We start from the raw sequence: 23944 nt of genomic DNA on the forward strand, positions 1-23944 counted from the left end.
TCAGCCTTTGGGAATATTCGCATAATAAGGGATCGGCACACCGTCGCTGCCGCTCGTATCGCCCACCATCATCCGCGTGCGCGGATGCATAACCGCAGCATCGATGATGATGTTGATCAGGCGCGGCTCGCCCGACGCAAAGGCCTCTTTCACAGCCGGCGCGATATCCTCGTAGCGATCGATCCGGGTTGCTTCGACACCAAAGCCCTGCGCCACGGTTTCGTACTTGGTATCGTGCAACGCCACGATCACCTCGCGGTTCTTGCCGTACAGCAGATTCTGGGCATTGCGCGACATACCCCATTCGGCGTTGTTGAGGATCACCGTCACGATCGGCAATTTATGCCGCATCATCGTGTCGAGTTCCTGGATGTTGAAGCCCGCCCCGCCGTCGCCAGCAAAGCAGACCACCGGCTTGCCGGGATTGGCGCGCGCCGCACCGATCGCAAAGCCCGGCGAGATGCCGAGGCAGCCGAGATAACCGCAGCGCAAATGTTGGCCCGCACCCGGCGAGCGCACCAGATCGCCGACCCAGTTGCCGGCTTCACCGCCGTCGGCAACCACGGCCGTGCCGTCTGGCAGATTATCCATCACTGCTGCCACCGCATGGCCGGGATGGATCATACCGGGACGGGTGTTGAGCGGCGCATCGGCGAAGGCGTTGCGCGCGTTGGCACGGAAACCCCGCAGTTGAGCAGCCCATGCCTCGCGCTTCGGCCAGGCCTCCCCCTCCGTCGCCGCGAGCAGTGCGTCGAGTGTCACACCGACATCGGCGACGATCGGCAGGTCGGCCATGCGCACCCGTCCGATTTCCTCAGGGTTCGATTCGACCTGCGCGACACTTGCTACCGGCGGAATGATGGCGCCCATCGCGCCACCGAGGAACATCCCCATGCGCGCGCCGAGCAACAATACGGCATCGGTGGGTGCGCCGGCACCGGCAGCGGCGGCCAGCCCTGCCGCCGCGCCACCATAATAAGGGTGATCGTCCGGCAGGATGCCCAGCGCCTTTTGCCCCGCGATCACGGGAACGCCGATCCGTTCGGCGAGCCGCCGCAACCGATCGCCCGAATCGGTCAGCACCGCGCCACCGCCGGCGATGATTACGGGCCGCGCGGCCGTGCGCAGCATGTCGATCACCGCCGCGACCGCCTCAGCCGTCGGCGCCGATGGGGCGGCCCGCTTCCACGTCGCAACGTCCGGCACCGCCTCGTCGGTCGGCCAGAACATGACGTCGATGGGAATTTCGAGAAACACCGGCCCCGGCGCACCGCTCAGCGCGATCTCGCCAGCGCGACGCACATATTCGACGATACGGCCCGGTTCTGCCACCCGCTGCGCCCATTTCGTTACCGGGCGCGCCATCGCCACCGCGTCGAAACCGCCCTGCAACGTGTTACCCTCGGCCTCGCGAACAGGGGCCGCGCCGGCGATGAACAGCGTCGGAATGCGGTCGAGATAAGCGTTGGTGATCGCGGTCAGGGCATTGGTGAAGCCGGGGCCCGCGGTGATGGCACAGACGCCAAGCTTGCCATTCGATGCGCGGGCATAAGCGTCCGCCGCGTGACCGGCAGAGGCTTCATGGCGAGTGTCGGTCAACTGGATACCGAATTCCTCGCACGCCATGAACAGCGGATCGAGATGGCTGCCGTGCAGCGCAAAAACTTCCGTGACCCCCAGGCCGGCAAGGGCGGCCGCAACATGCTCACCGGCGGCGCGCTTCTTCGTCATCTCTCTCTCCATTCCCGCTTGATTGGTTAGCCTGTACGTATGCCCACCCGCTCTGCAACACAAGAATATTGTATGCATTTTTAACGTGGCGCACTAAGACGGAAACGATAATTTGATCGTTTTCTGCCTCTTTACGAGCCATCGCCTGGTGGTAAAAATCGACGGCCAGAACGTCGAATCTCTATTATGCATGCAGATCGTTCGTTTTAAGGCCCATTGAAAAGCGGAGAGGGGAAGCGATGTCCGGGACGGATGCCATCACGGCCAACGCACCACCATACCCGTCGCGGCGCTATGCCTATTTCAGCGTCGGCCTGCTCACGCTGGCATATATTTTCGCCTTCGTCGATCGGATGGCACTCAGCCTCGTCGTTGACCCGATCCGCGAGGATTTGGGCCTCACCGATACGCAGGTCGGTGCGCTGGTCGGCCTTGCCTTTGTCGTCTGTTATGTTGTTTTTTCCTTCCCGTTCGGTCGCTGGGTCGATCGCAACGCCCGCCCTCCGGCGCTGACGCTGGGCATCGGCATCTGGAGCATGGCGATGGTCGGCTGCGGCCTCGCCGCCAATTTCTGGCAGTTATTCGTCGGACGCATGCTGGTGGGCGTGGGCGAGGCCTCGGTGAACCCCGTCGCCTATTCCGCCATCCCCGACAGTTTCCCGCCACACCGGCGCGGCCTTGCCATGGCAATTTTCGCCTCGGGTTCGACGATCGGCGGCGGATTAGGCGTCTATCTCGGCAGCCTGCTTCTCGATTGGGCAACACGGGCCCAGCCGTCACTGCCGCTTGTCGGGTCGCTGGCGCCGTGGCAGGTGCTGTTCATCGGCCTGGGAATGCCCGGGCTGCTGGTCGCGCTGCTGATCCATGCCACGCTGCGCGATCCGCCGCGCCGGAAAGCGGGCGCATTGCCAGCCCGGTCCAGCGACGCGGCAACCTATTTCCGGACGCATCGCCGGCTTTTCGTTACCATCTTTCTTGGATTTTCAGGCTTCGCGATCAGCAACTATGCCTTCACCGTCTGGGGCCCGACCTATTTCATGCGGGTGCACCACCTCAGCATCGCGCAGGTCGGGATTTTGATGGGCGCCGGATTCGGCATCCTTGGCACGAGCGGGGCATTGGTGGGCGGCATATGGACAGATCGCATGCAAAAGGCCGGTTATCGTGCAGCGCCGGTCCGGGCGGGCCTGTATATCGCCGCGCTGCAATGCCCATTTTTCCTGGGCGCCTATCTCTGCCCGCAGCCGGCGCTTGCCATCGCCTTGTTTTGTTGCGGCATGTTCACCGCGAGCATGATCGGCGGGGTTCAAGGCGCAATGGTGCAAGCGCTGACGCCCAATCGGATGCGCGGCCAGGCGGGAGCGATCTATCTCACCGTGGTAAACGTGCTGGGCCTCGGCCTCGCGCCGATCGCCACTGCGGCGATGACCGATTACGTGTTCGGCGGCCCGGCCCAGATCGGCAAATCGCTCGCAGCGACCAGCGCGATCGCGCTCGGCGGGGCGTCGCTGTTGCTCGCCCTCGGCTTGAAGCAGGCCCGCTTGCGCGCCGAAGCCGTGCTCGATACCTGATATATAGAATTGCATGCAATGTTGCATTGCCTGAGAAAATCAGGTTAGGCATTCGGCGCGCCGAACCAGGTCGATAACGGAGAGTGAACGGGTGGACGTCTCGAACAGCGCAACCAAATCCGGCCTGGCGGACAACGGGCCATTCCGTGCCGCGGTGATCGGCGCCGGAATGGCGGGCATTCTTTCGGCAATCAAACTCATCGAGCGCGGTGTCGACGTCACGGTGTTCGAAAAGGGCGATCGTGTCGGCGGAACCTGGCGTGAAAACACCTATCCCGGCCTGGCGTGCGACGTGGCGGCGCACTGGTACACCTATTCCTTCGCGCGCAATCCCGATTGGGACAATCTGATGGCGCCCGGCCCAAAGATTCGCGACTATTTCGAGCGCGTCGCGCGCGACCGTGATGTATTGCCGCGCGTTCGCTTCGACGATGAGGTCGTACGGCTCGATTATGACAATGGCGCGTGGACCCTTACCACCGCGGCGGGGCATCGTGACCGTTTCGCCGTCGTTATCGTCGCGACCGGCGTGCTCCATCATCCCAATATTCCGGCGCTGAAGGGCATCGAGACCTTTGAAGGCACCGCTTTTCATTCGGCACGCTGGAATCATGACGTGCCGATCGACGGCAAGCGCATCGGCGTCGTCGGAACGGGCTCGACCGCAACCCAACTCGTTACGGCACTGGTCCCGCGCGCCGGGCATTTCAGCCTGTTCCAGCGCACGCCGCAATGGGTGATGCACCGCCCCAACCCGGCCTATTCGGATACGGAAAAGGCGCTGTTCCGCGCCGATCCCGCCGCCCTGGACCGGCTTGTCGACGAACTTCGCAGCAAAACCGTCGACGGCTATGCGACAGCGGTGATCGACGCCGATTCACCGCAGCTTGCCGCTATCGAGCGCTTGTGTCGCGAGCACCTTGAAACGGTGCGCGATCCCGACCTTCGCCGCCGCCTGACTCCTGCGTATCGCGCGGCCTGCAAACGGCTCGTGATGTCGGATGGCTTCTACGAGGCGATCCAGCAGCCCAATGCGGCGTTGGTGACGGCGCCTATCGCAGAGATCGAACCGGAGGGCGTGCGCACCGCGGACGGCGTGCTGCACGCGCTCGATATCCTGGTGCTCGCAACCGGATTCCATGTCGATCGCTTCATTCGGCCAACCAAGGTGATCGGGCGCGGCGGCAGGGACCTCGACGACGCGTGGGCCGAGGGTCCCGAGGCCTATCTTTCGGTATCGGTCCCCGATTTCCCCAACCTCTTCATGGTCAATGGCCCCGGCAGCCCGTTCGGCAATTTCTCCGCCATCGAAACGTCCGAATTCCAGGCCGACTATGTCATGCAGGTCATCGACGGCCTGATCCGCGGCGATTATCGCGAGGTGTGCGTCACCGGCAAGGCATTGCGCGCCTTCGAGGATGAGCGACAGGCGGCCGGGCGCAAGACCGTATGGGTTACGGGATGCGACAGCTGGTATCTCGACAAGAAGGGCGTGCCCACGTCGTGGACCTTCTCCTACGACCGGTTTGTCCAGGAGATGGCTGCCCCGCGCATGCAGGATTTTGAGACGCGGTAACCGCGCAACGCGACAGGAGAGACAGATGATTAGCCGGGCAAAGATCGAACAGACCCTCCGCGCGCTGAACGCAGCAGAGAACGATCGGGTCAATACGACCGTAGAGGCGACGAGCGCGCGTATCGATGCATTGATGGCGGCCGATGTCGAAGGGTGGCGCAACGGCGTGCACTTTCCCAGCCGCGACAGCGAGCGGGATATCGAACGCAAAGCCTTCGGCGCGCTGGTGGATTATAATCGCCAGTTCGAATTGATGATCATCGAACCGCCGCTCGCCTGTATTACATGGACGATACGCGGCACCTTCCAGGGGCAGCCGATCGTCGCACCGGGGTGCTCGAACTTCGAGTTCAACGACGATGGCACGATCCGCCGATACTGGATGTACTTCAATCCCGCAGACTTCGCTTACCGTTCCTGAGCCGGGGTGCTGGCCGGAAGCGCAGAACACGATACAATCACCGGAGACTTTATCTATGGCCGTCAGCGTTCACCTTCCCAGCGTCGGCATGGGGATTTCGGAAGCGACTATCGTCAAATGGCTGAAAAGCGTCGGCGACCGCGTGGAGGCCGGCGAGGCGGTGGTCGAGATCGAAACGGCCAAATCGACCGTCGAAGTCGAGGCGCCGGTCAGCGGCACGCTATCGCAGATTCTCTTTGAAGAAGACGCCGAGGTCGATGTCGGAGTCGAAATCGCCACGATAGAGGAATGAGGTCATGACGCTCGATCGTGCCGGACAACTCGAACTCTTCACCCGGATGCTCCGTATCCGAAAGTTCGAAGAGGCGATCATCGCGCACTACCCTGTGGGTCACCTCAGCATCGGCCAGGAAGGCGCGATCGTCGGCGCCTGCATGGCGCTGCGCGATGACGATTACGTCACGGGCACGCACCGATCGCATGGTCACCCGATCGGCAAGGGAGCGGACGTGTTGCCGCTCATGGCCGAAATTTTCGGCAAGCGGACGGGCATCTGTAAAGGGCTCGGGGGCTCGATGCACCTCACCGACACCAGCAAGGGCCTGATCTGCGAATCCGCGATCGTCGGTGGCGGATTCCCGCTCGCCACCGGCGCCGGACTGAGCATCAAGGTGCGCAAGACCGATCAGGTCAGCCTGTGCTTTTTCGGCGATGGCGCCACGAATCAGGGCACCTTCCACGAAAGCATCAACATGGCGGCGATCTGGAAACTGCCGGTCATCTACTTTTGCGAAAACAACGGCTATGCGGTGACCACATCGGTCGAAAAATCCCACGGCCAGCCCGACATCGCCCGCCGCGCCGACGGATATGGCATCCCCGGCGTGAATGTCGACGGCCAGGACGCCGAGGCGGTGTACGATGCAACCCGGCTCGCCGTGGAGCGCGCACGCGCCGGCCATGGGCCGACGCTGATCGAAGCCAAGACCTATCGCTTCGACGAGCATTCCAATCGACTCGCGATTCCGATCCGCTATCGCAGCGAAGAGGAGATCGCGCATCACCGGACCCACCGGGACCCGATCACGCTCTATCGCGCGGTGCTCGTCGCACGCAACCTGCTGCCGGAGGTCGAGCAGATCGAGGCCAGCGTCGCCAAATTGACCGAGGACGCCGTCCAATTCGCCAAGGACAGCCCGGAGCCGGTGATGCAGGACCTCGTCGACAGCATGTACAGCGACCCCATCCATTTCCCCGCTCACGCAGGAATCCCCTCGAATGCGTAATTCAACCCGGAAGCTCTCGTACATTCAGGCGATCGTGGAAGCGCAGCGCGAGGAAATGCGCCGCGACGACCGCGTCATTCTGATGGGCGAGGATATCGCCGTTTATGGCGCGCAGACGCTGTTCGACGAGTTCGACGAGAGCCGCCTCTGGAACACGCCGATTTCCGAAGGCAGCTTTACCGGCGTCGGCGTCGGCGCGGCGCTGACGGGGCTTCGCCCGATCGTCGACCTGACGATAGCGAGCTTCGCCTATCTCGCGTCGGACCAGATCATCAACCAGGCCGCCAAGCTGCGGTTCATGACCGGCGGCCAGCTTAAGGTGCCGTTCGTTGTCCGGCTCAGCACTTTTTATAACAACCGTACCGCGGCACAACACGCCGACCGGCCCTACCCGCTGTTCATGAACACCCCCGGCCTCAAGGTCGTCGCGCCGGCAACGGCATCGGACATGAAAGGGCTCCTCAAATCCGCGGTGCGCGATGACGATCCCGTGGTCATTTTCGAAGACATCAATCTGTGGGGCAAGAAGGAAGAGGTGCCCTGCGACGAGGACTTTCTCGTCCCGATCGGCAAAGCCGACGTGAAGCGCATCGGTTCGGACGTCACGATCGTCGCCTTCGCCGGCTCGCTGCCCCCTGCCCTCGCGGCGGCGGAATTGCTGGGCAAGGAAGGGATCGATGCCGAAGTCGTCGATTTGCGCACGCTGGTGCCGATGGACAAGGAAGCGATTCTGACCTCGGTTGCGAAGACCGGCCGCCTCGTCATCGTCGACAATTCGCATCGGACCGGCAGTGTCGCGTCGGAAATCGCAGCGATCGTGTCGGAGGAAGGGTTCGAAAGCCTGCGCAAACCGATCCAGCGCGTCACGACGCCGGCGATCCACATCCCCTACAATCCAACCGTCGAGAAGCAGCTCTATCCGACAAAGGAAATCATCACGGCCGCTGTCCGCAAGATACTGTAAATCTAACCGATGGCTTCGACCGGCACCTGCGGCGCCGAGTGTAACAGCGTATGACGCGCCGATCGGATGTGCGCGGTCATGACGCTGCGCGCCCAATCCGGATCACCCACCGTCAATGCGGCAACCAGCTCCGCGTGCTGTGCGGCGCTGCGCCGGAGCTCCTCGATCGAATACAGCCTGAAGGTGCTGAGCTGTAGAGGGACTTCGGTGATCGCGCCCAACAGATCGCGCAGCCTCGGATTGCCACAAGCTTCCAGAACGCCCTTGTGGAACCGGTCGTTAACCGCGGCGATCGCTTCGACATTGACCGGGTGCTGCGCGACGAGTGCATTCATTTCGTCGGAGAGTGCCTGAAGTTCGGCACGCTGGCTGTCGTCGATGCGCTGGGCGGCAACCTGCGCCGCGAAACTCTCCAGCAGCACCCGCAACTCGTATATCTGCTCGATTTCGTTTTCGGTCCAACTGGCAACGAACGCACCGCGATTAGGTATCAGCGAGATCAGCCCTTCGGCATCAAGCTGGCGCATCGCCTCGCGCACGGGCGTGCGGCTGAGCCCGGTCGCTTCAGCAAGCTGGCGCGCGGTAATATGCGAGCCTTGCGCGAAAGTACCCGCAAGAATGCCCTCGCGAATTGCGCGATAGGCGCTGTCCACCGCTTTCGCCATTGCCCACCCCTCGGATACAGGTCAATTCCATCCCCTACGACACAGATTGGCGGTCGTCGAGACGTCAGCCTTCCCACCAGTCGCTGCGCCCGGGCGGCACCCGATAGGCGCCATCGATCCGCAGAGTCGTTCCGTTGAACATGCGATTATGGATCAAATGCATCACGGCTTCTGCAAACTCGCTGGCGTGGCCGGGCCGATCGGGGAATTGCACCTGTTCGCGCAACCAATCGACCATCGGGCCCTTGGCATTTGAAAACATCGGTGTTTCATAGATGCCGGGCGCGATCGTCAGAACGCGGATCCCGTAGCGCGCGAATTCGCGCGCCAGCGGTAGCGTCATGGCATCGATTCCGCCCTTGGCCGCGGCATAAGCGGCGGTACCGATCTGCCCCTCTTGCGCGACGATCGACGAGGTATTAATAATGACGCCGCGCTCGCCCTGATCATCGGCCTCGCTGCCGATCATCCGTTCGGCGGCCGCTTGTGCCAGGATGAAGCTGCCCAGCGTATTGACATCGAGCACCCGACGAAAACCGGCCGCGGTCACGGTGCGCCCCGGCCCCGCCGAGAGGCCGGAGTGGCCGGTTCCCGTGGTATTGAGGACGACCCGAAGCGCGCCGATCTGGGGCGCCAGCGCATCGAAGGCGCGCTCCACCGCATGCTCATCCGCAACATCGGCTTCGGCATAGGCGCCGTCCCACGCGCCCGGATTCATGTCGAGCACCGCGACGCGCGCACCGGCATCGCGGAGCGCAACTGCGCTCGCATGCCCCAGGCCCGATCCGCCCCCGGCGATGATGACGCCACTCGCTTCGATTTTCATGTCGCCTCCTCCACCCGATGAATTTCGTGGGTGATCGTCCGGCTTGCCCACCAGTACAGCAGCGTCGAGACAAGCCCGCCCGACATTCCGATCAGGATGCCGATTCGCAACCCCTCGCCCGCCCCCAGACCTGGCGCCAGCGCGTCGCTGGCGGCGCCGATCAACAACGGCCCGAGGCTCAAGCCGATCGCACTGTTGAGGAACAATGCCACGGCAAGCGCCGTCGCCTTCATCCGCGTTCCTGCCAGCCGTTGTATCGCCAGCGTGCCCGGCCCATACCAAAGGCTCGTGAAAAATGCGGCCGCCGCGAAGATGATGAGCGAGGCCGCCGCACTTGGCACCGAGAACATCGCCACGTAGCTGATCGTACCGAGCAGCGAACCCGCGGCCGGAATCAATGCCAGCGCGCGGAGACTATGCGTGCCCAGGCGATCGCCCAAACGCCCCCCGACCAGCGCGCCCAACGCGCCCCCCGCCGCACCGAACAGCCCGAGACCGAGCCCGATCACGCCCAGCGGCGTCTGCCCGATCATCGCCCCGATCTGCGTCAGTTCGGCCATATGGTTGCGGAGATAATAGGATCCGGCAAACGCCATCGCGCCATAATTGCAAAAACTGAGCAGCGCCGATCCGAGCGCCATCAGCAGGAATGTGCGCCGCGACAACAGCATAACCAGCGCGACGAAAAGCGACGATACGGCCTCTCCTTCCCTCGGCGCACTGTGGCCGGGATCCCGCAGCGTGGTAAGAACCAGTGCGCCGATGAGCAGGCCCGGAACCCCGGCACACACCATTGTCCAGCGCCAACCGATCAGCCCTTCGAGCATCCCCCCAGCGATCAGGCCCACCGCAGCTCCGATCGGAGCCCCGATCGCAAAGATCGCCAGCGCGCCTGATCGCTTGTGCGGCGGAAACCGATCCGCGATCAGGGATTGCGATGGCGGCGCGCCCCCCGCCTCCCCGATCCCCACACCGAGCCGCAGTACAAGCATCTGAAGGAAGTTCGACGCGGCCCCGCAAGCGGCGGTGAAGAAACTCCACACCAGAATCGCGACACCGACCACATGAACGCGATTGGATCGGTCGGCGAAGCGGGCAATCGGCAACGCCGCAACACTATACAGCAGCGCGAACGACAGCCCGCTGAGCGCCCCCAATTGCCAGTCGGCCAAACCAAGATCGCGCTTGATGGGCTCGGCCAGGATATTGATAATCTGGCGATCGAGCAGGTTGAGCCCGAAGCCGACGGTCAGCAAGCCGACCATCCACCGCGTGCTTGTGGATTCTTCCTGCCTCAACGCCTCCAAAGGCCGAGCCGCATCACCCACGGACTTCAGCTCAGTTGAACGAGAAGCTGAGCTTCGCGCCCACTGTGCGTTGCGAATCCAGCGCCGGAATATTCGAATAGCCGATGGTCGAGAAAGGCGTGGAGTTGCTCGTCCCGGAATCGAGTGGTGTACGGAAAATCCCGCCGACGAAATGCTTGTCGAGCAGGTTCCGGGCAAAGATCGCGAGCGTCCAGTTCTTGTCCGCGCTGCCGATGCTCAACTGCCCGTTGAGCAACCCATAGCCCGGATTGATGCTGTTCGGATCGGCCACGACACCATAGGTGCTGCTGCGATTGTTCCACGACGCATGCGCATTGAACATCAGGTCGTTGCCGATAAACGTCTCGTAGTCGGCCGTGACACCCCATGTCCACTTGGGCGAATAGACGAGCGGATAACCCGCGGCGTTGAACTGCGGCGGCGTCCCCGCGGGCATGCCGGGCTGGACATAGTTGCACTTCCCAGGCGTGGTCGCCGGATTGGTGAAAAGATCGTAGCACTGGACCGCAAATTCGGTGAATTTGGTTGGAATATAGGCAAGATTTCCGGCCACGGTGAACTTACTGTTTACGCGCCACGCAGTGTCCACCTCGATACCTCGGGTGCGCAGGCCGCCCGCATTGGTTGTCGTATAATAAAAGATCGGCGCGACGCCGACACGCTGCTGGCCCTGGAAATCTTCGTAATCGACCTGGAACGCGTCGATGTTGAAGGTCACCGCACGATCGAAGAATTGGGCCTTCAGGCCGATTTCGTATGATTTCGACAGTTCCGGACGCAGCGCGATCTGTGGCTGGTTAGAGGGGTGCGAGACCATTGGCCCCTTATAACCCGTTGCATAGGTCGCGTAGACGTTGACGTCGGGGGCGATGTCGTATTTCACGGTCCCCTTGTACGTGAACTTGTTGGCCTTGACCCGGGTATCGCCCGAAGTGAGCGGCAACGGCAGGCCGTGGCAGCTCGAGCCCGAGGCATAGGCAGTGCGGCAGAGCCAGGGCACGTCGAAATAATCGACCCGCTGAGTAACATCGTCGTTGGTGTAGCGGCCGCCGCCGATCAGCGTCAGCCCCGGCACGACCTCGGCTTCGAGCTGACCGAAGATCGCCCAGCTCTTGAGCTTGGCCTTGACCCAAGAGCCATAGCCCTGGTTCGCGTAGGGGCCGATCGCGTTGAACGTGAGCAAGGTCGAGGAGCCATCCGGCAGCAGGTTGAGCGTGCCGCCGTTCAAGCCCTTCTGATACGGGCGCGCGTCATAATAGAAACCGCCCAGCGTGTAATTCAGGATACCGGTTTCGCCGTTTACGCGCAGTTCCTGTGAAAACTGCGTACCGCCGGAGACGTTTTCGTTTCGCGAATAGACCGGGCGCGGCGTGGCATCGGTATCGAGGCTGATCGGCTGCAGCAGATCGCGATACGCGGTGATCGACGTGAGCGTCGCGCCGCCCAGATCATAATCGATCTTGCCGGTGAACGAATAGGATTTCTGCTCGGTCGCGCTCCGCCCGTCGGTGGCGACGTTCAGATTTTTGGGGCCGGCCACGACGCCATACGCCGCATTGATCTGGCAGGGCATGAACGTGCCGAAACCGCTGCCGCACTCGCGCAGCGTCCACAGGCCGTTCGCATTGTCGGTGAGGTAACGATACTCGCCACCGAGCAGCACGCTCAGATCGGTCGTGGGCTGCCACAGCAATTTGCCGCGCACCGAATACCGTTGATACGCCCAATGATCTTCGCCCGAATACAGATCCTTCACGAAGCCGTCGCGGCGCTGGACGCCGGCGGCGATACGCAAGGCGGCGTTCTCGCCGATCGGCATATTGGTCACGACCTGCGCGTTCACTTCGTTCTTGGTGGCGTAAGACAGCGACCCATCGAGCGAGCGAACGCCAAGCTTGGGATTGGCGGTGACGATGTGGATCACGCCGGCCGAACTGTTCTTGCCGAACAGCGTACCCTGCGGCCCCTTCAACACCTCGATGCGCTCGATATCGGTGAGCGACTGATAGCTCGGGCCAGCAAAGGACACTTCGGGAAGTCCCTGGATCACGTCATCGATGACCAGCGCCACCGATTGCTCCGACGACATCAACAACGACTGGGTCCCGACGCCGCGAACGTTGAAACCGCCGCCGAAATTCGCGTTATAATTCACGCCGGGCGAAAGAAACTGCACATCGGCAATGGTGGTGAAATTGCTTTTATCCAGGCCATCCGACGAAATGACCGAGATCGCGATCGGCACGTTCTGCATCGACTGCTCGCGACGCTGGGCGGTAACGATGATCTCACCATCGCGCGCGCCCGCCTGCCCGGCATCGCCCGTCGGCGAAGATTCGACGACGGCATCCTGAGCGTAGGCCAATTGCGCGAGGCCAAACAGGCTCGTTGTCACGAGAAGCGCACCTACACCGAACGATTTCATTACCATCCTCCCAGTCCCAATCGCCGCGATCTCCAACTGGACCCCCGGCTTGCGCGATATGGCATAGACAGACGTCCAGTTGGATGCAATAGAGGTTATTGCATCGGTGATTTTGGTTGAAAAGACCGGTTTTACGACAATTATGCATGCAACTTTAGAGGGTAGATCAATGTCTAATGCAGTGTCCCGGCTGTCCATCACACAAGCGGCGAGCGACCGTCTGATCGAAGCGGCAACGGCGAAAGCCCTCGAGATCGGGGTTCCGATGGCGATCGCGATCGTCGACGAATCAGGGACTCTCAAGGCATTCCGACGCATGGACGGCGCCGCGCTGCTGGCGGTCGAGATTGCCACCAATAAAGCTTACACCGCCGTCAGCTTCGGGATCCCCACGCACGGCTGGTTCGATTTCATCAAGGCGGACCCGCCCCTCCTCCACGGCATTGTCCATACGCCCCGTCTCGTCGTGTTCGGTGGCGGCTATCCGATTTCAGAAGATGGCCAGACCATCGGCGGCATCGGCGTCAGCGGCGGCCATTACGATCAGGATATGCAAGTGGCTGAAGCCGCACTCGCCGCGCTCGCGGGCTGAGTTGCGCCAGGCGATCGTCACCGGTGCAGGCGCCGGAATCGGCCGCGCGACGGCGATCGCAATGGCGGCGCGGCTTTGGCAGGTGGCGTGCTGTGACATCGATGGGGATGCCGCGGCACGCACCGCCGAGATGGCGGGTGGATCAGCAGTGCCCGTCGCGGTCGATGTTACCGACGACGATGCGCTCGCGGCCGCGATTGCGCGCGCGGGGGCACGTGGCCCCCTCGATGCGGCCGTGCATTGCGCCGCGCTGTTTCCGCAGCTCGCCCTGGAAGAAACCGGTATCGCCGATCTCGATCGCGTGATGGCGGTTAACCTGCGCGCGGCTGCCTGCCTGACGCTGCTTGCAGCGCCCATGATGCGCGATGGCGGTACGCTGGTTTTCCTTACATCGGGTAGCGGGCTGCTGACGGCGGCGTCGGATCCGTTCCAGCGCGGCTTTGCGCTCTACGGCGCGTCGAAAGCCGCACTCGACCGCTGGGTCGCTGGCGTGGCAGTCGAACTCGCGCCGCGCGGCATCTTTGCCAGTACGATCACGCCGGGCGCGTTCGTTGAAACGCCCGGCTTGGCGCAGGCCGGCATCGTGCCCAGGGAGGGCGAAGCGACGATCTCGGCCGATCGCGTCGCCGAGGCGATCGCCCGTCTTGCCGATGACCGTTCCGGCATATTTTCAGGGCGGCGACTGAACGCCACTGCGTTCGGCGACACCTGGGCTTAGAGTCAAGGCCCACGACACCCGCACTTTACGGCACCTAGACTCGCATACCGCCATCGACCTGGAGCGTCTGGCCGGTAACGTAACTCGCATCGTCACTGGCGAGAAACGCCGCGACCGCGGCCATCTCCTCCGGGCTTGCCCCGCGACCAAGCGGAATACGCGCCGACGCGAAATGCTCCAAATGCTCTTTCGCGGTGCGGCTGGGATCGTGCGACGCCAGATAATCGAAGCGCTGCCGCACGTAAGGCGTCAACGTCATCCCGGGCGAGAAGGCATTTACCCGGATGTTGAGCGGCGCCAGTTCTACCGCCAGATTGCGCGTCAGCGCGATCACGCCGAACTTCGCGACCGCATAAGCCGACATCCCCTCGACGCCATGGTGTGCCGAGATTGAGGAGGTATTGACGATAGAACCGCCCCCCGCCCGGGCGATGCGAGGCGCGGCGTGCTTTGAGCAGAGAAACACCGAATCGAGGCTCAGGCGCATCGTATAGTCCCAATCTCCCCGGTCGAGCGCCGCGACCGGCGTCCGATCGACCGGACCGGCGCCGGTGCCACCGCCCGCGTTGTTGAACAGATGGTCGATCCTCCCCCGCACGGCCTCGGCCTGCGCCATCAAATCGGCGACTGCCGCCTCGTCGGTGACGTCCGCCTTGACCGGCAGGACATGCCCGCCGGTGGCACGCAGGCGTTCGGCGACCTCGTTCAACTCATCCCAACTGCCAAATTGCTCGCGCGGTGTGTCGGGGCGATCGGGGCAGAGGTCGACGAGGACCAGATCGGCCCCCTCGGCGGCCAGGCGCTGGGCGATCGCTTCGCCGATTCCACCGATCCGGCCGGCGCCGGTAACGACGGCGACCCGCCCCTTGAACCGCATGCCCCTTGCCGCCGTCGTGTCAGCCATCAGATCCTCCTCGCAAACAGAGAAACGCACTACCGCACCAATTGCATGCAACATGCCCATTGATAGACTGCAGCCCTTACATTAACGCAGCTGAGATTCAAAACATATTGGCTAATTTCGCGCAGTTTGCGACAAGCGCGCAAAATCCATCTTGCATGCAAAATGTCTTGGCGTATGACACTGGCCGTCAGGTTCAACACCGTTCGAGAGGGTTTGTATGGGGATGCTAGAGGGGCGCGTGGTTGCCGTTACGGGCGCGGGCCGGGGGATCGGTCGCGAGATCGCCTTGCTCTGCGCGCGCGAAGGGGCCGCCGTCGTCGTCAACGATCCCGGTGTCTCATCCGAAGGCGACGGCAGTGACGCAGGACCAGCCGCGCAAACCGTTGCCGACATCGAAGCGGCCGGAGGCCGAGGCCATGCGAACACCGCAAGCGTCACCGATCCGGCGGGAGCCACCTCCATCATCGACGAGGCGGTGCAACGTTTCGGCCGAATCGATGCGGTGGTGAACAACGCGGGCATCCTGCGCGACCGCATCTGGCACAAGATGAGTCTGGAAGATTGGCGCGCGGTGGTCGATGTTCATCTGAACGGCGCGTTCAACGTGTCCAAGGCAGCGACGCCCTATTTTCGCGACCAGGGATCGGGAAGCTTCATCCATTTCACCTCGACGAGCGGACTGATCGGGAATTTCGGCCAGTCGAACTATTCCGCGGCCAAGATGGGTATCGTCGGTCTGTCGCAATCGATCGCGCTCGATATGGCGCGCTCAGGTGTCCGTTCGAACTGTATCGCGCCGTTCGCCTGGAGTCGGATGATCGCGACGATCCCCCCCACCACGCCCGAAGAGATCGCGCGTGTCGAACGGATGAAAAGCATGAGCGCCGACAAAATCGCGCCGCTGGTTGCCTTTCTCGCATCAGATGTATCGGCCGACGTCACCAACCAGATTTTCGCGGTCCGCAAGAACGAGATTTTCCTGTTTTCCAAGCCGCGGCCGATCCGGTCGTTGCATCGGGCGGAGGGCTGGACGGCGGAAACCATCGCCAGCGATCTGCTGCCCGCGTTTCGCTCGAGCTTTTACGGCATGGAGCGCTCAACCGACATTTTCCCATGGGACCCCGTTTAATGCTCGATCCGCATGCGCTTGTCGCGCGCGCACCGATCGAAACGCGGCAGGAACTAACGTGCAAAGACACGATCCTCTACGCGCTTGGGGTCGGCGCTGAAGAGATCGCCTTCACCTATGAAGCCGACCTGAAAGCCCTGCCCACGATGGCGGTCGTCCTGACCTACCCCGGATTTTTCTGGCAGCAGCCCGATTATGGGGTCGATTGGCCGCGCATTCTCCACGGTGAACAAAGCGTCACGATCCACCGCCCGCTGCCCGCCGAAGGCCGTTTCGTCGGCCGCACGCGCTTCGAAGGTGTCGAAGACAAGGGCCCGGACAAGGGCGCCGTGGTGCTGGTGTCGCGCACCATCGAGGATGAAGACGGCGTGCTCTACGCCACCGATCGACGGACCGCGTTTCTGCGCGGAGACGGCGGCTGCGGCAACGCGGGCGCCGCCATCCCCCGCCCGACACCGATCGCGATCGATCGTGCGCCCGATTGGGTCATTACACTCCCGACCACACCCGGCCTTGCGCTGCTGTATCGCCTGTCGGGCGACACCAACCCGCTCCACGTCGATCCCGAGGTCGCCCGTGCGGCGGGCTTCGCACGGCCGATCCTGCATGGCCTGTGCAGCTATGCCGTGGCGGGCCGGGCCGTGCTTCGGGCGGTGGTGGACAATGATCCCGTGCGGCTGACTCGCCTCGATGCGCGCTTTTCCGCGCCGGTTTATCCCGGCGAGACGATCGAAACGCGCCTCTGGCGTGACGGCGACACGCGCGTGCGGTTCGAATCCCATGTGGTCGATCGTAACGTACGCGTGCTCACTCATGGCTTGGCGGAATTCGCATGACTGAAACCGGCATTCTTGCATTTGGCGCCTATATCCCGCGCCGTCGTCTGCAACGCGCAGCAATATATGCGGCCAATCAATGGTATGCGCCGGGGCTGAAGGGGCTCGCCAAAGGCGAGCGCGCGATCGCGAATTGGGACGAGGACTCGATCACCATGGCGGTCGAAGCCGCGCGTGACTGCCTGGCCGGGGTCGATCGCGCGGCGGTTGCCGGGGTGACGCTGGCATCGACGACGCTGCCGTTTGCCGATCGGCTCAACGCCGGTATCGTCAAGGAAGCCTTGGCGCTTGCCGACACCACCGCCGCCTCCGACGCGACCGGCAGTCTCCGCGCGGGTACCAGCGCGCTGCTCGCGGCGCTCGAAGGCAGTCGTTCCCGCCTGTGCATCGCGGCCGACCTGCGCAAGGCACCCGCCGCATCAGAGGCCGAGTTGATCCACGGTGATGGCGCTGCCGCGATCCTTGTCGGCCGAGGAGATGTGATCGCGCGACTGATCGCGAGCCACAGTGTCACGATCGATTTCGTCGATCACTTCCGCAGCGCCGCTGCTGATTTCGACTACCATTGGGAGGGTCGCTGGGTCCGCGACGAAGGCTATACCGGCATCCTCGGCGGGGCGATCACTGCCGCATTGCACGCCGCGCAGATCGCACCCGAGACGATCGACCATGCCATCATCGCGGTTTGCGCCCGCGGGGCCGCGGCGGGGGTCGCCAAAAAGACCGGCCTTCGTCCCGAAGCAGTAGCCGACACGCTGTCCGCCACGGTAGGCGACACCGGCGCTGCCCATCCATTGCTGATGCTGGCCACCGCGCTGGAAGTCGCGGCCCCAGGCCAACGCATCCTTGTCGCCGGCTTCGGTCAGGGCGCCGATGTCCTGATTTTCGAGACGACCGAAGCCTTGGCACGCCTGCCGGGCCGGCGTGGCGTTGCAGGACATCTGGCGGACCGTCAGGAAGACCTCAATTACATGCGCTTCCTGTTCCATCGCGGGTTGCTGGAGGTCGAACGCGGCATGCGCGCGGAGATGGATGAGAAGCAGCCAGGCACGACACTCTATCGCCATCGCCGGACGACGCTGGGGCTGGTCGGCGGGCGCTGCACCGAAACCGGCACGGTCCAGTTTCCCAAAAGCGATATCGGCGTCAATCCGAACAATCGCACGATCGGTACGCAAGAGGATTATCCGCTCGCCGACAAGGCAGCGCGCGTCGTCACCTACACCGCGGATCGACTCAGCTATTCGCCCGATCCCCCCGTTTATTACGGCACGATCGACTTTGATGGCGGTGGTCGGCTGGTGACCGAGTTTGCCGAGGTCACCGGCGACGATATCGAGGTCGGGCGGCCGATGCGGATGGTGTTCCGCATCAAGGCGCTCGATCGGAATCGCGGCTTCGTCAAATATTTCTGGAAAGCGACACCGCTCATCGAAGGAGGTCAATGATGGCGCGCGGCATCAAGGACAAGGTGGCCATCCTCGGCATGGGGTGCGCCCGTTTCGGCGAACGGTGGAACGATGATGCCGACACGCTGATGGTAGAGGCATTCGAAGAAGCGATCACCGATGCGGGCATCGAAACGAGCCAGATCGATGCGGCATGGCTGGGGGTCGCATTCGACGCGATCAATATCGGGCCGTCGGGTATTCCGCTTTCGATCGCGTTGCGTCTGCCCAATATCGGCGTGACCAAGGTCGAAAACTACTGCGCCAGCGGCACCGAAAGTTTTCGTGGCGCCGTCTATGCGGTCGCATCGGGGGCCGCCGATATCGCGCTCGCGATGGGCGTCGAGAAGCTTAAGGATACGGGCTATGGCGGGCTGCCGGTGCGCAGCCGGGGCTCGACCTTCGACATGGTCGGCGTGACCGGTTCGGCGCCGGGAAATTTCGCTCAGCTGGCGGCGGCATATCGTACCAAACACGGCGTGGGGAAGGACGACCTCAAGCGCGCGATGGCGCACATCTCGGTCAAGAGCCACGATAATGGCGCAAGGAATCCCAAAGCGCATCTTCGTAACCGGGTCGATATCGATACGGTGCTGAACGCGCCGATGATCGCCGAACCGCTGGGGCTCTATGATTGTTGCGGCGTTTCGGACGGGGCGGCGTGCGCGATCGTCACCACGCCCGACATCGCTCGCGCCCTGGGCAAGCATGATCAGGTGCTCGTCAAGGCGCTCCAGGTTGCCTCCTCCAACGGCTGGGAATTGCAGCAAGGCGGCGGCTGGGACGGCAGCTATTTCCACACCACGCGGGTCGCGGCGGCGAAAGCCTATGACGAGGCCGGCATCAACGCTCCGCGCGACCAGATCGACCTGATGGAAGTGCATGATTGCTTCTCGATCACCGAACTGGTGACGATGGAAGATCTGTTCGTTTCCCGGGAAGGGGAAGGCTGGAAGGACGTACGCGACGGCTTCTTCGATGCCGACGGCCGGATTCCCTGCCAGATCGACGGCGGGTTGAAATGCTTCGGGCATCCGATCGGCGCTTCCGGCCTGCGGATGATCTACGAAAACTACCTCCAGTTGCTCGGCCGCGCGGGCGAGCGCCAGCGGCGCGATCCTCCGGCGCTCGCGCTGAGCCACAATCTCGGCGGTTCGCCGATCCAGAACGTCTCGTCAGTCGCGATCGTCGGGCTTTAGCATGGCTGACGCCGACCATCATGGCGGGATCGACGCGGGATCGTTCGCGACGTTCGCAGAGCAATTGGACAAATACGTACGTCACCGGCTGATCCCGGCCGAGCCGGAGGTGATCGCCGGTGACTCTATTCCTGAACCGATCCTCGCCGAAATGCGCGATATGGGGCTGTTCGGGCTGACCATCCCCCCCGAATATGGCGGCGCGGGGATGAACGTCGCACAATATGTCGAAGCTGTTCGCCTGCTCGCTTATGGCCTGCCGGCATTCCGTTCGGTTATTTCGATCAATGTCGGGATTGTGTGTGCAGCGCTGGTCAACCATGGTTCCGCAGCCCAGCGCGCGCAATGGTTGCCGCGGCTGGCTGCCGGCGAGATCGCGTGCTTCGCGCTCACCGAACCCGACACCGGTTCCGACGTTGCCGCGCTACAAACCCGCGCAACGCGCGATGCGAATGGCTACGTGCTGAACGGCACCAAGCGCTTCATTTCCAACGCTCCCTTCGCGACCCTCGCGTTGATATTGGCGCGCACCAGCGCCGAACGCTTACCACGCAACGCCCATATCAGCGCGTTCCTCGTGCCGATGGATAGCATCGGCGTTCAGGTCGGCCCGCCCGAAGCGAAAATGGGTCAGGCGGGCTCGCAGATCGCCGACATCATCCTCGACAATGTCCGCGTCCCCCACAGCGCTCTGCTGGGCGATGTCGAAGGCACCGGCTTTGCCGCCGCGATGGAAAGCCTCGATAATGGCCGGTTGTCGATCGCGGCGACCAGTGCAGGCTATGCCCGGCGCATTCTCGACACCGCGATCGCTTATGCGCGATCGCGTCAGGCATTCGGCGAACCGATCGCCAACTTCCAGTTGATCCAGGCGATGATCGCCGACAGCGAGGCGGAAATCTATGCCTCCGAATGCATGATCGCCGATGCCTGTCGGCGGATTGATGCCGGGGAACACGTCACCGTACAGGCCGCAAGCGCAAAGATGTTCGCATCGGAGGCGTGCGGCCGCATCGCCGATCGGTGCGTCCAGATCCACGGGGGGGCCGGTTATCTCAAAGCGTATGAGGCGGAACGCTTCTTTCGCGATTCGCGGGTCTATCGCATCTATGAAGGGACGACGCAGGTGCTCCAACTCGTGATCGCCCGACGGCTGCTCCGCGAAGCGGCGGAGGCCTGACATGTACCAATTGCTCTCCGGCCTCTCCGTGATCGAAGCATCGTCCTTCGTCGCGTCACCGACGGCAGGCCTCTATCTTGCGCAGATGGGGGCGGAGGTGATCCGTATCGACCAGATCGGGGGCGGTCCCGATTTCAAGCGCTGGCCCAAGGGGCCAAGCGGCTCCAGCCTCTATTGGGAGAACCTCAACCGCGCCAAGAAATCGGTCGCGATCGATCTCGCCAGGCCCGAAGGTCGCGCGCTGATGCAACGACTGGCGGCCTCGAGCGGGCAGTTCATCACCAACTTCCCCGTCGCCGGCTTCCTCGCGCACGAGAAGCTTGCGGCATACAAACCCGATCTGGTGACCGTGCGGATCATGGGCCAGGCCAATGGCGGCCCCGCGCTCGACTATACCGTCAATTCGGCGATCGGCATTCCCGGCATGACCGGCCCGGCCGACCTCGGGAACACGCCGGTCAACCATGTCCTGCCGGCCTGGGATCTGCTCAGCGGCGCCTATGCCGCCTTCGCCATGCTCGCGGCTATCCAGCACCGCGCGGTGACAGGGCGCGGCCAGGAAGTACGTATCCCGCTGGCCGACGTGGCGATCGGCACCGTCGCCAATCTCGGCATGCTCGCCGAGGTGATCCAGCAAGGGCACGACCGCCCTCGGCTCGGCAACACCGTCTACGGAGCGTTCGGCCGCGATTTTGAGACGCGCGACGGCCGGCGCCTGATGCTGATGGCGATCACCCCGCGGCAATGGAGCGGCCTGGTCGCGGTGCTGGACATCGGCGAACAGGTGGCAGCGATCGAGGCCGAACGCGGCGTTTCCTTCGCGACCGACGAAGGCGTTCGTTTCGATCACCGCGACGCGCTTTTCCCGCTGGTCGAGGCGAAGGTGCGCAATTGGGATTATGCGCCGCTGCAAACGGCGCTCGAGGCTGTCGGCGGCTGCTTCGGCGATTATGCAACGATGTCCCAAGCCGCCGCCGATCCCGTGTTGGTACGGGAAAACCCGATGTTCGGGCAGACCGCGAACGCGAGCGGGCTCGATTATCCAGCGCCGGGACCGTTCGCGACGCTGCCGTCGCACGAGCGCGGAGCCCCGCAGCGGGCCCCGCGACTGGGCGAGCACACCGGTGAAATACTCGCCCAGCGTCTGGATATGAGCGATACGGAAATCCACGCCCTTGCCGGGGCCGGAGTCGTCGCGCTCGGCTGACCGGCGGTGGACTGCGCTCGCCCCATAGGGCGCTATTGCTCAACCCGCGCGATGCATAACAGCGCCGCACGCGCACGAGGCGCGTGCGGTTTCAAGCATCGGGGCTAAGCGCCGGTGAAAGTCGGGGCACGCTTTTCGATGAACGCACGCACCGCTTCGTCATGGTCTGCGGTTGCATGCCCCAGCGCCTGCATCGCTGCGGAGAGTTCAAGGATGCTTGCCAGCGTCGCCCGGTGTCCTTCGCGCAGCAGCCGCTTGGTCATACGCACGGCGTGCGGCGGGTTCGCCGCGATCTTCGCTGCGATGCTACGCGCCTCAGCCATCAATGCGTCGTCCGGCACCACGCGCGACACCAGTCCGCATGCCAGCGCCTGCGTCGCATCGAGCATCTCGCCGGTCAGCGCCAACTCGCTTGCCTTGGCAAAACCGATGATCCGCGGCAGCAGCCACGCGCCCCCATCGCCGGGCACGATTCCCAATTTGACGAAACTTTCGGCAAATTTCGCGCGCTCGCCGGCGATGCGGATATCGCACATGCACGCCAGATCGCACCCCGCGCCGATCGCCGCGCCGTTGACCGCAGCGATCACCGGCACCTCGAGCGCCTCGAACAGCAGCGGCAGCCGCTGGATGCCGGCACGATAATTACGCCGCGTCTGCGCCGGCACGGGGTCGCGCAGGCTCGATTTGGGCGCGACCATCGCGTTCAGATCGCCCCCCGAAGAGAAGGCCGTCCCTTCCCCGGTCAAAATCACCGCGCGCACCGTCAGATCATCGTCAAGCGCGCGCATCGTGGCCTCAAGCGCATCGATCATGGCGAGCCCTGAAATCGGATTGCGTTTTTCGGGCTGGTTCAGCGTGACGATCGCCGTCGTATCTTCGCGCTCAACACGCACGATATCACTCATGATTTCCTCCTTCGTATCTCAGCAATGAGGTACAGCGCCGGCCTCGCCGGCACACCACCGCCACTTGCATCCAAATTTCGCTATGGACAAGCCATTCCGCATCGACGATGCGCAATATTGCATGCAATATAGGCGTATCAAATTGGAGGCTGCCATGTTCGAGACGCTACGCTATGAGGTCGACGGGCGGGTTGCGGTGATCACGCTCGATCGGCCTGACAAACTGAACGCTTATAACACCGCGATGATGGCCGAGCTTGTCGCTGCCTTCGACAGAAGTGATGCCGACGATCGGGTCGGCTGCGTCGTCCTCACGGGATCGGGCCGCGCCTATTGCGCGGGGGCTGATATTTCGAGCGGGCATGCGGCGTTCGAGCGGCTTGCCGACGACCCTGCCCGTGCCGGACTTCGCTACGGCGACCTTAGTCGCGATGGCGGCGGCGTCGCCGCGCTGCGCATCTTCGACAGCCTCAAGCCGGTGGTCGCCGCAATCAACGGCGCCGCCGTGGGCGTGGGCGCAACCATGCTTCTCGCCGCCGATATCCGCCTCGCAAGCAGCAACGCGAAATTCGGCTTCGTCTTCACGAAGCGTGGCATCATTCCCGAAGCCGCATCGTCGTGGTTCCTGCCCCGTATCGTTGGCATATCGCGTGCGCTCGAATGGACAATGGCGGGCAGGATGGTGCGTGCCGATGAAGCGCTCGAGGCGGGGCTGATCCGCGCGCTGCACGCACCGGAAGACCTGATGCCCGCCGCGATGACATTGGCGCAGGAGATCGCCACGTCCGGCGCCCCCGTCGCGGTGTCGCTTACCCGCCAGATGATGTGGCGCATGCTCGGCGCCGCGCACCCGATGGAGGCACATCGCGTCGACAGCCGGGCGATGCAGGCGCGTGGCGGGGCCCCCGATACGCGAGAAGGCGTCCAGGCCTTTCTGGAAAAGCGCGATCCCCGTTTCGAGGAGAAGGTTTCCGACGGCTTGCCCGACATCTGGCCCGATCCGCTCAACACCCGTTTTTACTGAAAGGCT

Annotated in this window: 22 protein-coding genes; 15 read left to right on the forward strand and 7 right to left on the reverse strand. The window is 63.4% G+C overall.

Translation table 11 applies throughout. The annotated features are described in order from the left end of the window. Positions 1-1731, reverse strand: a complete 1731-nt coding sequence (locus NFE57_RS11665; protein WP_252135757.1) for a thiamine pyrophosphate-binding protein — start codon at positions 1729-1731, stop codon at positions 1-3. 239 nt (positions 1732-1970) lie between these two features. Here NFE57_RS11665 and NFE57_RS11670 point away from each other — a divergent pair, with 239 nt between their 5' ends. From NFE57_RS11670 to NFE57_RS11695, 6 genes are all read left to right on the forward strand, one after another. After that, on the forward strand, positions 1971-3302 hold the full coding sequence (locus NFE57_RS11670; RefSeq protein WP_252135758.1) for a spinster family MFS transporter: 1332 nt from the start codon (positions 1971-1973) through the stop codon (positions 3300-3302). A 91-nt stretch (positions 3303-3393) separates the two neighbouring features. After that, a complete protein-coding gene (locus tag NFE57_RS11675; RefSeq protein WP_252135759.1) occupies positions 3394-4878 on the forward strand; it encodes a flavin-containing monooxygenase in 1485 nt (494 codons plus the stop codon). A gap of 25 nt (positions 4879-4903) precedes the next feature. Further along, the gene (locus NFE57_RS11680) at positions 4904-5299 is read left to right on the forward strand and encodes a nuclear transport factor 2 family protein (protein WP_353653916.1); all 396 of its coding nucleotides are present in this window, start codon (positions 4904-4906) and stop codon (positions 5297-5299) included. A 55-nt stretch (positions 5300-5354) separates the two neighbouring features. Further along, a complete protein-coding gene (locus NFE57_RS11685; protein WP_252135761.1) occupies positions 5355-5591 on the forward strand; it encodes a biotin/lipoyl-containing protein in 237 nt (78 codons plus the stop codon). Between the two features lie 4 nt (positions 5592-5595). Beyond that, positions 5596-6585 (forward strand): thiamine pyrophosphate-dependent dehydrogenase E1 component subunit alpha, encoded by a 990-nt coding sequence (locus NFE57_RS11690; protein WP_252135762.1) that lies wholly within the window; start codon positions 5596-5598, stop codon positions 6583-6585. Continuing rightward, positions 6578-7549: an alpha-ketoacid dehydrogenase subunit beta gene (locus NFE57_RS11695; RefSeq protein WP_252135763.1), complete on the forward strand. Its 972-nt coding sequence runs from the start codon at positions 6578-6580 to the stop codon at positions 7547-7549. The genes NFE57_RS11690 and NFE57_RS11695 overlap by 8 nt, the downstream gene beginning before the upstream one ends. A gap of 2 nt (positions 7550-7551) precedes the next feature. Here the strand turns inward: NFE57_RS11695 and NFE57_RS11700 are convergent, their stop codons facing one another. The 4 genes from NFE57_RS11700 to NFE57_RS11715 all read right to left on the reverse strand — a co-directional run bounded on the left by NFE57_RS11700 (position 7552) and on the right by NFE57_RS11715 (position 12991). Beyond that, entirely contained in the window at positions 7552-8214 is a 663-nt protein-coding gene (locus NFE57_RS11700) for a GntR family transcriptional regulator (protein WP_252135764.1), read from the reverse strand. Between the two features lie 64 nt (positions 8215-8278). Beyond that, positions 8279-9040 carry an SDR family oxidoreductase gene (locus tag NFE57_RS11705; RefSeq protein ID WP_252135765.1) on the reverse strand — a complete coding sequence of 254 codons (762 nt, stop codon included), beginning with the start codon at positions 9038-9040 and terminating at the stop codon, positions 8279-8281. After that, positions 9037-10305 carry a spinster family MFS transporter gene (locus tag NFE57_RS11710; protein WP_252135766.1) on the reverse strand — a complete coding sequence of 423 codons (1269 nt, stop codon included), beginning with the start codon at positions 10303-10305 and terminating at the stop codon, positions 9037-9039. The genes NFE57_RS11705 and NFE57_RS11710 overlap by 4 nt, the downstream gene beginning before the upstream one ends. A gap of 73 nt (positions 10306-10378) precedes the next feature. Continuing rightward, positions 10379-12991 (reverse strand): TonB-dependent receptor, encoded by a 2613-nt coding sequence (locus NFE57_RS11715; RefSeq protein ID WP_252135767.1) that lies wholly within the window; start codon positions 12989-12991, stop codon positions 10379-10381. Between NFE57_RS11715 and NFE57_RS11720 the strand changes: the two genes are divergently transcribed. Together NFE57_RS11720 and NFE57_RS11725 are read left to right on the forward strand one after the other, a co-directional pair. Further along, positions 12963-13385, forward strand: coding sequence for a GlcG/HbpS family heme-binding protein (locus NFE57_RS11720; RefSeq protein ID WP_252135768.1), 423 nt, complete (start codon positions 12963-12965; stop codon positions 13383-13385). The genes NFE57_RS11715 and NFE57_RS11720 overlap by 29 nt on opposite strands. A 1-nt stretch (position 13386) precedes the next feature. Further along, positions 13387-14103: an SDR family oxidoreductase gene (locus tag NFE57_RS11725; RefSeq protein WP_252135769.1), complete on the forward strand. Its 717-nt coding sequence runs from the start codon at positions 13387-13389 to the stop codon at positions 14101-14103. A gap of 34 nt (positions 14104-14137) precedes the next feature. On the opposite strand, the gene NFE57_RS11730 is transcribed toward NFE57_RS11725, so the two are convergent. Further along, positions 14138-15007, reverse strand: a complete 870-nt coding sequence (locus tag NFE57_RS11730) for an SDR family NAD(P)-dependent oxidoreductase (RefSeq protein ID WP_252135770.1) — start codon at positions 15005-15007, stop codon at positions 14138-14140. 217 nt (positions 15008-15224) lie between these two features. On the opposite strand from NFE57_RS11730, the gene NFE57_RS11735 reads away from it, so the two are divergent. Genes NFE57_RS11735 through NFE57_RS11760 form a run of 6 tightly spaced genes read left to right on the forward strand, consistent with a single transcriptional unit; the run spans position 15225 to position 22006 of the window. After that, complete coding sequence (locus NFE57_RS11735; protein ID WP_252135771.1) at positions 15225-16136, forward strand: SDR family NAD(P)-dependent oxidoreductase; 912 nt, start codon at positions 15225-15227, stop codon at positions 16134-16136. Next, on the forward strand, positions 16136-16972 hold the full coding sequence (locus NFE57_RS11740; RefSeq protein ID WP_252135772.1) for a MaoC/PaaZ C-terminal domain-containing protein: 837 nt from the start codon (positions 16136-16138) through the stop codon (positions 16970-16972). Before NFE57_RS11735 ends, NFE57_RS11740 begins: the two co-directional genes overlap by 1 nt. After that, positions 16969-18420: a 3-oxoacyl-[acyl-carrier-protein] synthase III C-terminal domain-containing protein gene (locus tag NFE57_RS11745; protein WP_252135773.1), complete on the forward strand. Its 1452-nt coding sequence runs from the start codon at positions 16969-16971 to the stop codon at positions 18418-18420. The genes NFE57_RS11740 and NFE57_RS11745 overlap by 4 nt, the downstream gene beginning before the upstream one ends. Then, the gene (locus tag NFE57_RS11750) at positions 18420-19619 is read left to right on the forward strand and encodes an acetyl-CoA acetyltransferase (RefSeq protein ID WP_252135774.1); all 1200 of its coding nucleotides are present in this window, start codon (positions 18420-18422) and stop codon (positions 19617-19619) included. Before NFE57_RS11745 ends, NFE57_RS11750 begins: the two co-directional genes overlap by 1 nt. Before the next feature lies 1 nt (position 19620). Continuing rightward, entirely contained in the window at positions 19621-20799 is a 1179-nt protein-coding gene (locus NFE57_RS11755; protein WP_252135775.1) for an acyl-CoA dehydrogenase family protein, read from the forward strand. A 1-nt stretch (position 20800) separates the two neighbouring features. Beyond that, entirely contained in the window at positions 20801-22006 is a 1206-nt protein-coding gene (locus NFE57_RS11760; RefSeq protein WP_252135776.1) for a CoA transferase, read from the forward strand. Between the two features lie 104 nt (positions 22007-22110). Here the strand turns inward: NFE57_RS11760 and NFE57_RS11765 are convergent, their stop codons facing one another. Continuing rightward, a complete protein-coding gene (locus tag NFE57_RS11765; protein ID WP_252135777.1) occupies positions 22111-22914 on the reverse strand; it encodes a crotonase/enoyl-CoA hydratase family protein in 804 nt (267 codons plus the stop codon). 154 nt (positions 22915-23068) lie between these two features. Between NFE57_RS11765 and NFE57_RS11770 the strand changes: the two genes are divergently transcribed. Next, positions 23069-23938, forward strand: a complete 870-nt coding sequence (locus tag NFE57_RS11770) for a crotonase/enoyl-CoA hydratase family protein (protein ID WP_252135778.1) — start codon at positions 23069-23071, stop codon at positions 23936-23938. Positions 23939-23944 lie beyond the last annotated feature (6 nt).

This window comes from Hephaestia sp. MAHUQ-44, assembly GCF_023806085.1.
Lineage (GTDB): Bacteria > Pseudomonadota > Alphaproteobacteria > Sphingomonadales > Sphingomonadaceae > Sphingomonas.